The sequence below is a fragment of the Pseudoxanthomonas sp. 68-E7 genome (assembly GCF_057773145.1).
Genome location: NZ_JBYMTI010000005.1, coordinates 22,641 through 36,526, shown reverse-complemented (window position 1 = coordinate 36,526; position 13,886 = coordinate 22,641). Strand labels below are relative to the sequence as shown.

General features: G+C 59.9%; 7 protein-coding genes. 6 read left to right on the top strand and 1 reads right to left on the bottom strand.

Annotated elements, in window-relative coordinates; genetic code table 11:
* Window positions 1-200 precede the first annotated feature (200 nt).
* From AC3DE2_RS13000 to AC3DE2_RS12975, 6 genes are all read left to right on the top strand, one after another.
* Entirely contained in the window at window positions 201-4,208 is a 4,008-nt protein-coding gene (locus AC3DE2_RS13000; protein ID WP_488426552.1) for an RHS repeat protein, read from the top strand.
* Window positions 4,172-5,224 (top strand): RHS repeat-associated core domain-containing protein, encoded by a 1,053-nt coding sequence (locus AC3DE2_RS12995; protein WP_488426550.1) that lies wholly within the window; start codon window positions 4,172-4,174, stop codon window positions 5,222-5,224. The genes AC3DE2_RS13000 and AC3DE2_RS12995 overlap by 37 nt, the downstream gene beginning before the upstream one ends.
* Window positions 5,221-5,484, top strand: a complete 264-nt coding sequence (locus AC3DE2_RS12990) for a hypothetical protein (RefSeq protein WP_488426548.1) — start codon at window positions 5,221-5,223, stop codon at window positions 5,482-5,484. The genes AC3DE2_RS12995 and AC3DE2_RS12990 overlap by 4 nt, the downstream gene beginning before the upstream one ends.
* Window positions 5,485-6,234: 750 nt before the next feature.
* Complete coding sequence (locus AC3DE2_RS12985; RefSeq protein ID WP_488426546.1) at window positions 6,235-11,649, top strand: RHS repeat protein; 5,415 nt, start codon at window positions 6,235-6,237, stop codon at window positions 11,647-11,649.
* 14 nt (window positions 11,650-11,663) lie between these two features.
* Window positions 11,664-12,608 carry an RHS repeat domain-containing protein gene (locus AC3DE2_RS12980; protein WP_488426544.1) on the top strand — a complete coding sequence of 315 codons (945 nt, stop codon included), beginning with the start codon at window positions 11,664-11,666 and terminating at the stop codon, window positions 12,606-12,608.
* Window positions 12,609-12,620: 12 nt separating this feature from the next.
* The gene (locus AC3DE2_RS12975) at window positions 12,621-13,157 is read left to right on the top strand and encodes a hypothetical protein (RefSeq protein ID WP_488426542.1); all 537 of its coding nucleotides are present in this window, start codon (window positions 12,621-12,623) and stop codon (window positions 13,155-13,157) included.
* A gap of 330 nt (window positions 13,158-13,487) precedes the next feature.
* Here the strand turns inward: AC3DE2_RS12975 and AC3DE2_RS12970 are convergent, their stop codons facing one another.
* Window positions 13,488-13,742, bottom strand: coding sequence for an XAC0095 family protein (locus tag AC3DE2_RS12970; protein WP_488426540.1), 255 nt, complete (start codon window positions 13,740-13,742; stop codon window positions 13,488-13,490).
* Window positions 13,743-13,886: the final 144 nt, after the last annotated feature.

Below are 13,886 nucleotides of genomic sequence, written 5' to 3'. Positions count from 1 at the left end.
TCACGCATCCCAGCGGAGCGGTGGGCAGTTTCACCGTGGCCCCGGTAACTTTCGGGCGTTCGTGGGTTCCGCTGGATTGCCGCGACATGGCCAGCGGCGGCGGTGGAGAAGGCGGCTCGCAGGGTTATAGCCGCATCCCGTCTGAACACATCGCGCCTGCGCTATCCGAAAAGAAGTTGTCCGGACCGGGATTGCCCTCCATGGGGCTCGTCTGGAGCTATGCGTATGGCGCCGCGAATGCCTGCTACGCGCCGGGTGGTCCATGGCCTCAGATTGGTGTCCGTTGCGCGACAGGCGCGCCCGTCACGCGCACGGTCACGGTGACCGATCCGGAAGGCATCGTCACCCGGTATGTCTTCGGCAACCGCTTCGAGACGACGGAAGGCCAACTCGAGCGTACGGACGCAGGATGGAACGGCAGCAGTGCGATCAGCACCACGACCTACAGCTATGCCGCACCGGATGCGGGTCCCTATCCGGATCCGGTTGGCGTGAGTGGTCAGCAGCGCGGTGACGGCTACCTGGCGACGCGGCATACGCCGCAGAAGAGCAAGACGATTCTCCAACAGGGTACGACGTTCACCTGGCAGGTGGATGTCGGTTGCGACGGTCGGCCGTTCTGCTTCGATGTCTTTGCCAGGCCCACACAGGTGACGCGGACCAGCACACTTGGCGACAGCCGCACCGAGCGCACGGTGTACTACGACCATTCCGGCAAATGGGTATTGGGGCAACTGGCTTCGGTGACCTGCACGACACCGACGGCCTGCGGGCCATCGGGCATCGTGATGTCCGAGGCTAGCTATGACCCGGTCACCGCTGTGCCAGTGACGGTGAAGGCATTCAGCAAGCTGAAGCAGACGCTGACCTACAACACCGACGGCACCCTGGCCACGGTCAAGGATGCCAACAACAACGTCACGACGTTCGGTAGCTGGAAGCGGGGCATTCCGCAGAGCATCGGCTATGCGGACAGCACCGGTCAGTCGGCGGTCGTGAATGACCATGGCTGGATTGCCTCGGTCACCGATGAGGGCGGTGCCACCACGAACTACGGGTACGACGCGATGGGGCGGTTGACCCTCATCCAGTACCCCGTCAATGACACGGTGAACTGGCTCAACACGACCTTGGTGTTCGAGCCGGTGGCGGTGGCCGAGTACGGCATTCCCGCCGGCCACTGGCGGCAGACGGTGAGCACGGGTTCCGCCCGGAAGATTAGCTACTTCGACGCGTTGTGGCGTCCGGTGCTGACCAAGGAACTGGATGCCACCAACGGCACGACCGAGACGCTGACCAAGCGGTTCCAGCGGTTGGCCTACGACCATGAGGGCCGGACCACCTTCAGCTCGTATCCGGGCACGACGGACACACTGGCCACCGGCATCTGGACCGAGTACGACGCGCTGGGCCGGACGACTTCGGTCAGCCAGGACAGCGAGTTGGGTCCGCTGACCACGCTGACCGCGTACGAGGCAGGGTTCAAGACGCGGGTGACCAACCCGAAGAGTCAGGTGACCACGACGAGTTATCAGGCCTTCGACCAGCCCACGTATGACTATCCGACGGGCATCGACCATCCGGAAGGGGCCTCGACGGAGATTCACCGCAACGTGTTCGGCAACGTGACGGCCTTGCGTCGGCGCAACGCCACGGCCAGCGAGCAGGTATGGCGGTACTACACCTACGACATCTCCCAGCAGTTGTGCAAAACCCTGGAGCCGGAGACGGGCGCCACGGTGTACGACTATGACCCGGCCGGCAACCTGTCCTGGAGCGCGGCCGGGGTGGCGAACCTGGGCGATGCGGCCGCCTGCAACCGCCCCGAAGCCTGGGCCTCGGGCCGGGGGGTGAGCCGCACCTACGACGCGCGCAACCGACTCAAGACATTGGCATTCCCGGACGGCAAAGGCAACCAGACCTGGTATTACTGGCCGACCGGGGCGGTGCAGACCATCGTGACGGACAACGACGGCCCGGGGCAGGGCACGGTCACCAACCACTACAGCTACAACAAGCGCGGGTTGTTGACCGGCGAAAGCGTCACCCAAGCCGGCTGGTACACCTGGAACGCCGGCTACGGCTACAGCCCCAACGGCCATCTGGCCGCGCAGACCTACCCGAACGGGTTGTCGGTGGCCTATGCGCCCAATGCGCTGGGCCAAGCCACCCAGGCCGGGCCGTATGCGGTGGGGGTGCAGTACTACCCCAATGGCGGCATCAAACAGTTCACCTACGGCAACGGCATTGTCCACGCCATGAGCCAGAACGCGCGGCAGTTGCCAGCGCGCAGCACCGACAGCGGTGGCGGCAACCCGTTGGACCTGGCTTATGCCTATGACGGCAATGCCAACGTGGCCAGCATCACCGACCATACGGCCGGCGGGCGGCAGAGCCGCAGCCTGAGCTATGACGGCCTGGACCGCCTGACCCAGGCCACGGGCCCGAGCTTCGGCACCGCGACCTACACCTACGACGCGCTGGACAACCTGAAGACGGTGGGCATGACCGGCGGCAGCCAGCCGCGGACCTACGCCTATGTGTACGACGCCAACCAGCGGCTGACCAACCTCACCAACGGCGTGGGCGGCCCCACGGTGGTGGGGTTGCAGTACGACCCGCAGGGCAACCTGGCCCAGAAGGACGCGCAGGTGTACCAGTTCGACTTCGGCAACCGGCTGCGCAATGTGCCGAACAAGGAGTCCTACCGGTACGACGGCCATGGCCGGCGCGTGCTGGGAGCGAGTCTTGCCAGCGGCAACATCCTCTCCCAATACAGCCAGAGCGGTCAGTTGCTGTACCAGTCCGACGAACGCCAGGCCAAGACCACCGCCTACGTGCAACTGGGCGGCAGCCTGGTGGCGCGGGTGGTCAACTCCACCGCCCCGGCCACGCCGACGCTGACGGTGCCGGGGTTCAACACCACCGGCAGCTACACGGTGAGCTGGAACGCGGTGGCCACGGCCAACGGCTATGCCTTGCAGGAGGCGGTGTCGGGCGGGGCGTGGACGACGGTGTACAGCGGCACGGGCACCTCAAAGGCCTTCAGCGGCAAGACCGCGGGCAACTACGGTTACCGGGTGCGAGCATGCCTCAACGCCGGTTGCAGCAACTGGAGCGGGACCCACGAGGTGGCGGTGCAGTTCGCGCCGGGCAGCGCGCCGAGTTTGAGCGTGCCGGCCACGGCGGCCGGGGGCACCTACACGGTGGGCTGGAGCGCGGTGAGTTCGGCCACCAGCTACACGCTGGAGGAGAGCGCCAACGGCGGGGCGTGGACGCAGGCCTACACCGGCACCAACCTGGGCCAGGGTTACACCGGCAAGCCGGTGGGCAGTTACGGCTACCGGGTCAAGGCGTGCAACCCGGCCGGCTGCGGGGCGTACTCGGCCACCGGCACGGTGCAGGCGGTGTACCTGCCGGCGGGCGCGCCCACGGTCAGCGCACCGGCCAGCAACAACACCGGCAGCTACACGGTGAGCTGGACGGCCGTCAGCGGCGCGACCAGTTACCAGGTGGAGGAGAGCGCCAACGGCGGTGGCTGGACGCTCATCCACAACGCGGCCGGTACCAGCAAGGCCATCGGCGGCAAGGGCACGGGCAGCTATGCCTACCGGGCGCGGGCGTGCAACGGCGCCGGTTGCGGGGGGTACTCGGCTACGGCGACCACGCAGGTGACCTTGCCGCCGACCGGCGCGCCGACGGTGACGGTGCCGGCGAGCAATACCACGGGCAGCTACACGGTGAGCTGGACGGCGGTGGCCAATGCCACCAGCTACCAAGTGGAGGAACAGGTCAATGGCGGGGGCTGGGTGGCGGTATACACCGGCGCTGCCACGTCCATCGGCCTGACCGGACGAGCGCCGGCCACCTATGGCTACCGTGCACGTGCCTGCAATGGCGGTGGATGTGGGCCGGTCTCGTCGCTGGGTAGCGTCACGGTCGTGCCTCCAATACCCGCTGTACCCACCGGACTTTCCGTCACGTACAACCCTGACGTGACGCCAAGTCCGATGAACTTCACCTGGAATGCTGCCAGCGGTACCACCACCTATCAGTTGAGTGGTGGTGGAATCAGTTACTCGGGTGCGGCCACCAGCTACCAGACCACCATGACCAACCCATCGCAGTACCAATACTCGGTCAGGGCGTGCAACGCAGGTGGTTGCTCCGCATGGTCGGTAGCGGTCAAGGCCTTTCCGATATGGTGAATGAAATGAAGAACGGAATCTTTTGGGCGTTGTCCGCACTGCTTGTTTCATGTGCGTTGCTGGTTGCAGGCGCGGCCAACGCACAGACCACGGTGGAATACATCCACACCGACGCGCTGGGTACGCCGGTCGCGGTGACCAATGCCACCGGCGTGGTCATCGAACGAAGCGAATACGAACCCTACGGGCAATTGGTCAACCGGCCGCTGACGGACGGGCCGGGCTTCACCGGGCATGTGCAGGACGCGGCCACCGGGCTGACCTACATGCAGCAGCGGTATTACAACCCGGTCATCGGGCGATTCCTGTCGGTGGACCCTGTGACGGCGTACTCCACTCCTGGTGCGAACTTCAATCGCTATTGGTATGCCAACGACAACCCGTACCGATTTACCGATCCCGACGGTAGAAAGCCAAAAGGTTGTGGTGATGGTACTTGTAAAAAGGCAGGTTGGAACAACGTATCCGGTCAGTCACAAGGCCTATCTAAAGTTACGTCGGTCAAGTCGCGCTCGCCTTCGGCAGCGCCCAAAGGCGCCAAGACTTTCGGTCCTCTTAGAGGGGACTACGTTCCGGCCGTGACTACCCAAGCATGGTCTCCGACCAGTAGTGGAGAGAGAACCGGAGCAACTCAAATCGGATTGGTTGTCAATGGTGCTGCTGGGCCTGTTGCGCTCACGGCAGGCGTTGGTGTCGCCTTCGACAATAAGGGCAATGCAGCAGCATACACGGAGTGGGGTTTCGGTGCGGCAGCGGCGGCGGACGCAAATGCAGGTGTTGCATTCCAGACCACTAATGGGCGCACCGTGAATGACCTTGCTGGAACTTCATATAACGCAAGTTTGAATGGTGGGCTTGGCCCTCATGCTTCAGCAGACGCTACCGTCGCAAGGACAAGTGACGGCCGGCTTATTGTTGGGGGTGGCACGACGTTGGGGTTGGGTGGGGGAGGTGGTGCAACCACTACCGCTACGCAAACAAAGCTCTATCCTGTTTTCGGGGAAATTGAAGAATGAAGATCATCTCAATTCTGCTTTTCATCGTCATGGGCGGCGCTATCCTTGTGGGATACTGGGTCGAGGACTACTTTGCCAAGACTCGGCCTACACAACCTACTTCGGCGGATGGACGCTTGTTGCCGTATTTATCCCACGGGAAAACAGTCTATCTCACTGAAGGGGAGATCTGGATTTCACGTATTCCTTGGGTCCTTGGGCTCGTTGCAGGGGTTGCAGGCGGAACAATTTGGACAAGGCTGCCTAAGAAGTCAGAATGACCGGATAAGTAAGATAGAGGAAAGAACACCTTTCCATGACAGGAATTTCAGGCCTGTAGCCAAAAAAGATGCGTAGATTCCTGATGCGCCCGGATATTGCCTTTCATTGCTGCATCTTTCATGCAAATGGAAAGATTACGAGGATTTTAAGAGTCAATAGTGGGATTCTTCGGATCTTGCACAATTGCTCTTCTTGGAATTTGGCGCCGGTGACCCGCTTTTTCTTGCGCGTCGTTGGCTGACTGGGATTCAGTTGAATTTGTTGTCCCAACAGATAGATCATCCGTGCGTTGATGATGGGTGCACTATTTCTTCGTTGAAGAATCTCGGCGCACGTAGGTGCGGCCGGGAGCCGGGAGTGACACCAGCGGTGGTCGCGTGGGTGACGAGCTCACAAATTTTCAATGCCTGCACAAGACTCCGTGTGGCTCTGAAATGAAAGACGGAAGTTAGTGGCACACAGCCAGTTTGACTTGCACCTTACAGTAGCGTAATGATCATTCTAGATGGGGATGCAGGGGGCATCGCAGCGGAAAACGAGGTTTCGATCTGCTTTCTGATGGTGAAAACGCAATCAGTAAATAAGCATTGGTCGTGATCAAGATCCGCCGACAATACGTGTGTTTCCGTGCTTTTTCCTGAGATCCGTCTGCCGTGACGGATGACGGGAAAGTGTTGCCAATGATTCGGGAAAGCCACCCGGAAGGTGCACGCGGGCTGGCTTGAAATGGACCTCTTCAAGGAATGCTCATGCGTTACGTGTCGGAGTGTTATCTGTTCCTACTCGCTTTTGCGTGCTCTGGTGCGATCGCGCAGGATGTTTCGCCACAAGAAGAGTATGAAAAGCGAATAAAGTTCGGCGGGACGGCGCAGCCGCTGGGAAGTTCGCCATTTGGCGAGACAGTCAGCCTGTTTACCGGGGAACTCGGGTTCTCTGTCGCCGACATCGTACTGGAAGGCAGTGGGCCGACGATTACGCTGAGACGAACCGCGTTTCTCAGTGATTTTGAGCGCGGGTTTGAACCGCCCATGCTTGGAAACTGGGATCTTTCGATTCCACGAATACAAACGATGGTGCAGGCTGCCAGCCGATTCATCACTGCCGATCCTGGCGCGCCCGGTGAAAACTGGAAAATGGATGTCGGCAATTACGCCCGATGCAGCCAGTTCGACTCGCCCTACAAGGCTTTTGACATGTGGTGGAGCGGGTACGAATTCGTCACCGGCGAGGGTGATCGCCAGCAAATCCTGAAACGGGATCCTGCCAATACCGTCATGCCCAGCATGACGGACCCGTCGGGTGCGTCCATGGTGTTTCCGGCCGTGGCAAAGGGCGATTGGCAATTCGGCTGCCTCCCGCAGACCAGCAACTTGGCGATGACAGGGACTGCAGAGCCTGGTGAGGGATTTCTTGCAGTCGCGCCGGATGGCACGAAGTACTACCTGGACTACATCACGGGCGTCAGGGCCAGCAACGTTGTCGAATACCTGATAGGCGGCGCCAGGATCTGGTATCCGCGGATGTACGCGACCATGTATGCGAGCAAGGTCGAAGACCGTTTCGGCAACTGGGTGAAGTATCAATACGACGGCCGGAAGCTGGTTGGAATTACCGCAAGCGATGGGCGGGCGATTGCCATTGCGTGGCGCCAGGACGTGGCGGTGATCGACAGTATTACCGTGCAACCCGGCCCGGCGCAGCGGGTATGGGCCTATCAGTACACAGGCATCACCCAGCGGGAAAGCGGTGAATGGCGGGCGCAACTTCAATCGGTGACGCTACCCGATGCCAGCCGATGGACCTACGCCGGGACCGATTTTCTGCCCGGAATATACAACCCGAATGAATGCAACGTCAGGAACGGCTATCCAGTGGATGGAAGCCTGGCATACACGACCACGGTGACCAGTCCGGCGGGTCTGAAGGGAGTTTTTGTCCGCAAGCCCACCTGGCATTCCAGAAGCTACATTCCTTCCGGTTGTTCGCGCCCGGAAGGAGTGATGCCCTACATGGATCCTCCTGTGCTCGTCGGCCGGCAGTCGTTGGTGGAAAAGACGATTTCCGGGCCTGGTGTTGAAGCTCAAACCTGGCGATATCGCTACTCGCCGCCCGAAGCGAGTGCCAACAGCGATGCCTGTGCTGCCAACAACACCTGTCCAGATACTCGCTGGGTGGATGTTGTCGAACCAGACGGCGATTTTTCCCGTCATACCATCAGCAACCGCTGGGACATCACGGAAGGAAGAACGCTTCGTGAGGATGCCTTCGATGCGGCTTCCACTCTTCTCCGGTCAGAAACCATCACCTACGCGACGCCGGGGACGGGACCTTACCCCACCAAACTAGGAAAGATGCTGAGTTACAGCTATGGAACCAACATCGCCCCGATTGAGCAGCAACTTCCCGCGGTGGCGAATGTCACCTCCCAACAAGGTGTCACATTCAGCTGGAAAGTAGACACCACCTGCGCTGGAAAGCCTTATTGCCTGGACGCAATGATGCGACCCACCCGGGTGACGAAGGGAAGTTCTCTGGGCAGCACCCGGACAGAAGAGACGGTCTATCACGACAATCCAGCCAAGTGGGTCATGGGGCAGATAGCCAAAGTGACCTGCGTGGCGCCGGCTGAGTGCACGCCGAGTTGGGCGCCGACGGGCATCGTCGTGTCGGAGACGACCTACGATGCATTCGCCATGCCGGCGACGGTGAAGGCTTATGGCAAGCTGCAGCAGACCTTGACCTACAATAGTACCTCGACCGTAGCCAGCGCCCAGTTGGGTACGCTGAGATCGGCCAAGGATGGCAATAACAACGTCACTACCTATGGCGGCTGGAAACGCGGCGTTCCGCAATCCATCACTTTCGCCGACAACACAACGCGCTCGGCCGTCGTGGACGAGCACGGCCAGATTCGTTCGGCGACGGACGAAAATGGCTATGCGACGAGCTATGACTATGACGTCATGGGACGCGTGACCCGTGTCCAGTATCCGGCAGGTGATACCGTGGCCTGGGTAGAAACCACCCAGGATTTCGTATCGGTCGCCGTGCCTGAGCACGGCATTCCGGCCGGTCACTGGCGGAAGACCACGAGCACAGGCAACCACCGTCAGGTGACGTACTACGATGCCTGGTGGCGGCCGATTCTCAACCATAGCTACGACGCAACCAACATGGCTGGTACGCTCCGTGCTGCAAGTACCGAATACGACAATGCTGGTCGTGTAGTCTTCCAGTCTTACCCGTCAACGGACGAGGTTCCGGCCGCAGTGGGGACGTGGACGGCATATGACGCGCTGGGCCGGATAAAGGAAGTCCAACAGAACAGTGAGCTCACCTCGCAGGCGAATCCGCAAGGACTTTTGAAGACAACCACGGATTATCTCAATGGTTTCGAAACCCGGGTAACCAATCCCCGCAATCAATCGACGGTGACCCGTTATCAGGTGTTTGATGCGCCGGGTTACGATACTCCCGTCCGCATTGATCATCCCGAAGGAGCGTACACCGAGATCGCACGGGATGCGTTCGGAAAGGTCACCGCGCTCCGCCGCCGAAACGAGGACGGCAGTCAGTCGGTCACGCGCGCCTACGTCTACAACCAATATCAGGAACTCTGCCGGAGCGCGGAACCCGAAACAGGTAGCACGCTATACAAGTACGATGGTGCCGGCAATCTGGTACGAACGGATTTCGGCATGCCGGCGTCGGCCTCGCCATGCGCCGAGCCTGCCGGGATGGCGGCGATGGATGGCCCTCCTACCGGCGGAACACTGCCCCCGCAGATGGCGCCTTACACCCTGCGAACCTACGACGCTCGCAACCGCATCAAGACCTTGGCTTTCCTGGATGGTCGGGGCAACCAGACCTGGTCCTATTGGCCTGATGGGCAGATCAAGACGATTGTCACCGACAACGAGGGTCCTGCTCTGGGAACGGTCACCAACCAGTACAGCTACAACAAGCGCCGCCTGCTGACGGGCGAGTCGCTGCAGCAAAGCGGCGGCGGTGCCTGGACCATCGGCTACGGATACAACACCCTGGGTGCGTTGGCGGCGCAAACTTATCCGAATGGCATGTCGGTGGCCTATGCGCCCAACGTTTTCGGACAGCCTACCCAGGCGGGTGGCTACGCAACGGGAGTGAGCTACTACCCGAACGGCGCGATCAAGCAGTTCACCTATGGGAACGGCATCGTGCATGCGATGGCGCAGAACGCACGGCAACTACCGGCGCGCAGCACCGACAGCGGAGGAGGTTCACCGCTGGATCTTGGATACGGATACGACGCCAACGCCAACGTGTCGGGTATCACCGACTACGCGACGGGGCGGCAGACCAGGACGATGACCTACGATGGCCTGGACCGTCTGTTGACTGCGCAGTCTGTCATGTTCGGCGGAACCGACAACGTCGCCCGGTATAGCTACGACGTCCTGGACAACCTCAGTACGTTGCAGGTCAACGGTCGCAACTATGCCTATGTCTACGATGACGCCCAACAGTTGATCGGCGTCACCAACGGCATTGGGGGACCCACCGTGGTGGGCCTGAGCTACGACAAGCAGGGAAATCTGGCGAACAAGAATGGGCAAGGCTTCAAGTTTGACTACGGCAATCGCCTGCGCGAGGCAACCAACAAGGAAACCTATCGATACGATGGCCTCGGCCGCCGTCTGCTGGCTTCCAGTGCTGTCAGCGGCGATATCCGCTCCCAGTACAGCCAAGGCGGCCAATTGCTGTACCAGGAAGATCAACGGCAAGCCAAGAATACGGCCTATGTCTATCTGGGAGGCAGCCTGGTCGCCCGGGTGGTCAATTCCACCGCACCCGCCACGCCTGTCCTGACGGTTCCGGGTTTCAACACCACCGGCAGCTATGCCGTGAACTGGACAACGGTCGCGAATGCCAATGGGTATGCATTGCAGGAGTCCGCAGCCGGCGGCGCATGGTCGACTGTTTACAGCGGTGCGGGCACCAGCCATGCGCTGGCGGGCAAGCCGGCGGGCAACTATGCCTACCGCGTTCGAGCGTGTCTGAATGCCGTCTGCAGCAATTGGAGTGGCACGGGTGATGTGGCGGTGCAGTTTGCGCCGGCCAGCGCCCCCGTTCCCAGCGCACCCACCTATGGCGTGGGGGGCAACTATACGGTCAGTTGGACGGCGATCAGCGGTGCGACCAGCTACAAGCTGGAGCAAAGCTTTAACAGCGGCACGTGGACGGCGGTCTACAGCGGCAACGCGATGAGCCAGGCCTATACCGCGAAGCCAGAAGGTGGCTATGGCTATCGTATCCAGGCCTGCAACCCAGCCGGATGCGGTCCTTTTTCGGCTGCGGTGTACGTCCAGGCGGTGTACATACCCGTCGGAAGTCCTTCGTTGACGGTCCCGGCGATCAGCAGCAACGGCAGCTACAGCGTAGCCTGGGGCATCGTGGGAGGAGCCGCTACGTATCGCGTGGAGGAGAGCATCAACGGCGCTGCTTGGTCCGCTTTCTACACGGGTGCGAATCTCAGCGTGGCGGTCACCGGAAAGGGCCAGGCCAGCTATCGGTATCGGGCACAGGCCTGCAACGTGGCCGGGTGCGGCAACTATTCCGCAATAGTCACCACGCAGGTTGTCTTTCCGCCTGCGAGCGCGCCGTTGGTCAGCGCTCCCGGCACCACGGGTGTCGGCAACTACACAGTCAGCTGGACGGAGGTGAGCGGTGCAACCAGCTACCAACTGGGTGAGCAGGTCAATAGCGGCGCGTGGTCCACGATATACAACGGGACCGCAACGTCCATTGGCCTGACCGGCAGGGCGCCGGCCACCTACAGGTATCGGGCGATGGCCTGCAATGCAGGCGGCTGCAGCGCCTACTCGCCGGTGGTGACCACCAGCGTGACCAATGCGCCTCCGCCGGTACCGACCGGATTGAACGGCACCGCAGACGCGATGCCGGATATCCGGCCACCGTTATACGTCTGGTCCATCTACTGGAATGCATCACCCGGAGCGACCTCCTACGACGTCCAGATGCAGCAGGCCACGTCCACGCCGACGATTCCATACAGTGGATCGAATACGTACTGGAACGTTACCGGACGCGGTTCCCGGCAATTCTGGGTGCGCGCGTGCAATGCGAACGGATGCTCGGCCTGGGCCGGCCCCATCACGCCTTGAAAGGGAAGACAAGAATGAGTCAGTGCAGGTTTTTTTTGGTGGCGCTCGTGACTTTGTACATTTGCGTATTCATTTCGAACGCTCAAGCCCAGGCCGTTGTGGAGTACATCCACACCGATGCACTGGGTACACCGGTCGCTGTAACGGATGCCAATCGCAATGTGATAGAACGCAGCGAATACGAGCCTTTCGGGCAATTGCTCAATCGTCCGCTGACGGATGGGCCAGGCTTCACGGGACATGTGCAAGATGCGGCCACAGGACTAACCTATATGCAACAGCGATACTATGATCCGCTTCTTGGTCGGTTTTTGAGCGTAGATCCAGTAACCGCTTACTCAAGTCCCGGTGTAAATTTCAATCGATACTGGTATGCCAATGACAACCCCTACAGATTTGCTGATCCTGATGGCAGAAAGCCAAAGGGTTGTGGAGACGGGGATTGCAAGAGAGCGGTTCGCAACATTGAAGTTGGTGACCACAAAATTAGATTGGCAGTCTCTGATGATCTAAGCAAGAAGAAGCAAGATGAGATATCTCGAAAATTCGATGGCGCCGCAGATGAACTTTCTAAGGCCAAACTGGAAAGTGGTGCGAAACAGGCGCTGACAACCATGGTTTCAATTGTTGTGGATAGCAATATGAGAGGCCCTTCTCACGCGAATATGAACTATCAAGGGACCGGGAAGGGTGGCGTTGTACTGAGGGCTGATGAGGTGCTGAGTAGCACCGCGACGCCCACGTATATCGCTAGTCAGATTGTTCACGATGGTGGTCATTTCTTGCAGGGGTTCAGTACTTCTAGAAGCAACTCTTCGCAAAGGCAGGAAGAAATAGGGCCGTTGCGACTTCAAAAGTCAGCCCTGGAGTCAATGGGGGCGCCAAAGGGTGAGATTGAGTACATCAATAGGCTTATCAATGATCCTGCAAGCGTGGTCGACTATAGAAACGGGAAGTAGGAGATTCTAGCCATGCGTAGTTTGACCTTTGCAGCGCTCTGCGGAATCTTGTGCGCATGCACCGTTCGTCCCTCCGGCGAGGATGGCGAGTTGGGATTGAATGCTGATTTCTATCCTGGCTGTGATTCGGATGGAAAACGAATCATCCAAGTGGACATGCGCGTCACGAACTCAAGTCGCCAGAACGTGGATATCTTGTTTCCACCTGACTGGGGGGCATATGGTGGCCTTGAATTCTTGGCTTTCGACAAGAACAAAAATCCGCTGATTATTGGAAACCACTACCACGGCATGATGTTGCCAGTTGAAGATAGTGACTACTCAAATTTGACGTGGACGCTTCGGCCTGGAGGACATGTGCTGTTTTCGATAAATGAGCCGATACAGGACGAGTACAAGAATCATGCGGAAGTTCGCTATGTGAAGCTGAGGTTTTTTCCATCCCTCTATTCTTCGGTTTTCTCGAGCAAGCCAGACTTGTGGCGCGGGAAAGCGATGGAGTCTAGACTAAGGAAAGTCAGGATGGTCGAATGCAGGCGAAATATATGACGGTGGCAAGAAGGTGGAGAGCATCTCTCAGGCCTGTTTCGACTTTCACCGCTGCCGTTCACATGTCTTCGGTTTGTTGGGGGAGGGCGGGATTCCTGGATGGCCACATTTTTTTTGTGCTTGAAGAACGGAAGAGAGAAGGGGCGGGCGTGCCTATTTTTCCTGAGGCATGCAGGAAGACTCTTACGGGCAAAGGACGCGAGCATGCTAAGGAATTCCCGGTTGGATTCGGCGGGCGTGACGCAACACGTGGGCGGGTACTGCTTATGCCTGCCAACTGCATGTATTGAATCTTCAACAGAACGCGGGCGCTAGCAGCCCGCGTTTTTGTTACGCGTCGTTGGCCGGTTCGACGTTGGGTTTGCCGGCGTGCCAGCGGAGCTGGTCGAGGATGTGGCTGGCGTCGTGGGCGAGGCCGGCGAAGCAGTCGCTCAGGGGTTGCAGTGGGATGGGCAGGCTGTGGTGCTCGTCCTGGCGGAAGCGGGGACTGATGAGCAGGGACAGCAGCTTGAGGTGATCACGCAGCTGGATGAGATTCAGCTGGGTTTGTTCTTCCAACAGATAGACCATTCGAACACTGGTCATGGGACCTCCATTTCTTCGTTGAAGAATCCCGGCGCGCGAGAGTGCGGCCGGGTGCCGGGAGGTCAGAAACCGCTCACAGATCGGTGGGGTTATTTCCCTTTCGGGTGTTGTATTCACCACCCTCCCGGCGTTGGAACAAGAACG

What these genes read in the sequence shown, in the direction of transcription:
- AC3DE2_RS13000 (WP_488426552.1), top strand. Translation starts at nt 201, where the DNA reads ATGGGGCTCGTCTGGAGCTATGCGTATGGCGCCGCGAATGCCTGCTAC.
- AC3DE2_RS12995 (WP_488426550.1), top strand. Translation starts at nt 4,172, where the DNA reads ATGGTCGGTAGCGGTCAAGGCCTTTCCGATATGGTGAATGAAATGAAG.
- AC3DE2_RS12990 (WP_488426548.1), top strand. Translation starts at nt 5,221, where the DNA reads ATGAAGATCATCTCAATTCTGCTTTTCATCGTCATGGGCGGCGCTATC.
- AC3DE2_RS12985 (WP_488426546.1), top strand. Translation starts at nt 6,235, where the DNA reads ATGCGTTACGTGTCGGAGTGTTATCTGTTCCTACTCGCTTTTGCGTGC.
- AC3DE2_RS12980 (WP_488426544.1), top strand. Translation starts at nt 11,664, where the DNA reads ATGAGTCAGTGCAGGTTTTTTTTGGTGGCGCTCGTGACTTTGTACATT.
- AC3DE2_RS12975 (WP_488426542.1), top strand. Translation starts at nt 12,621, where the DNA reads ATGCGTAGTTTGACCTTTGCAGCGCTCTGCGGAATCTTGTGCGCATGC.
- AC3DE2_RS12970 (WP_488426540.1), bottom strand. Translation starts at nt 13,742, where the DNA reads ATGACCAGTGTTCGAATGGTCTATCTGTTGGAAGAACAAACCCAGCTG.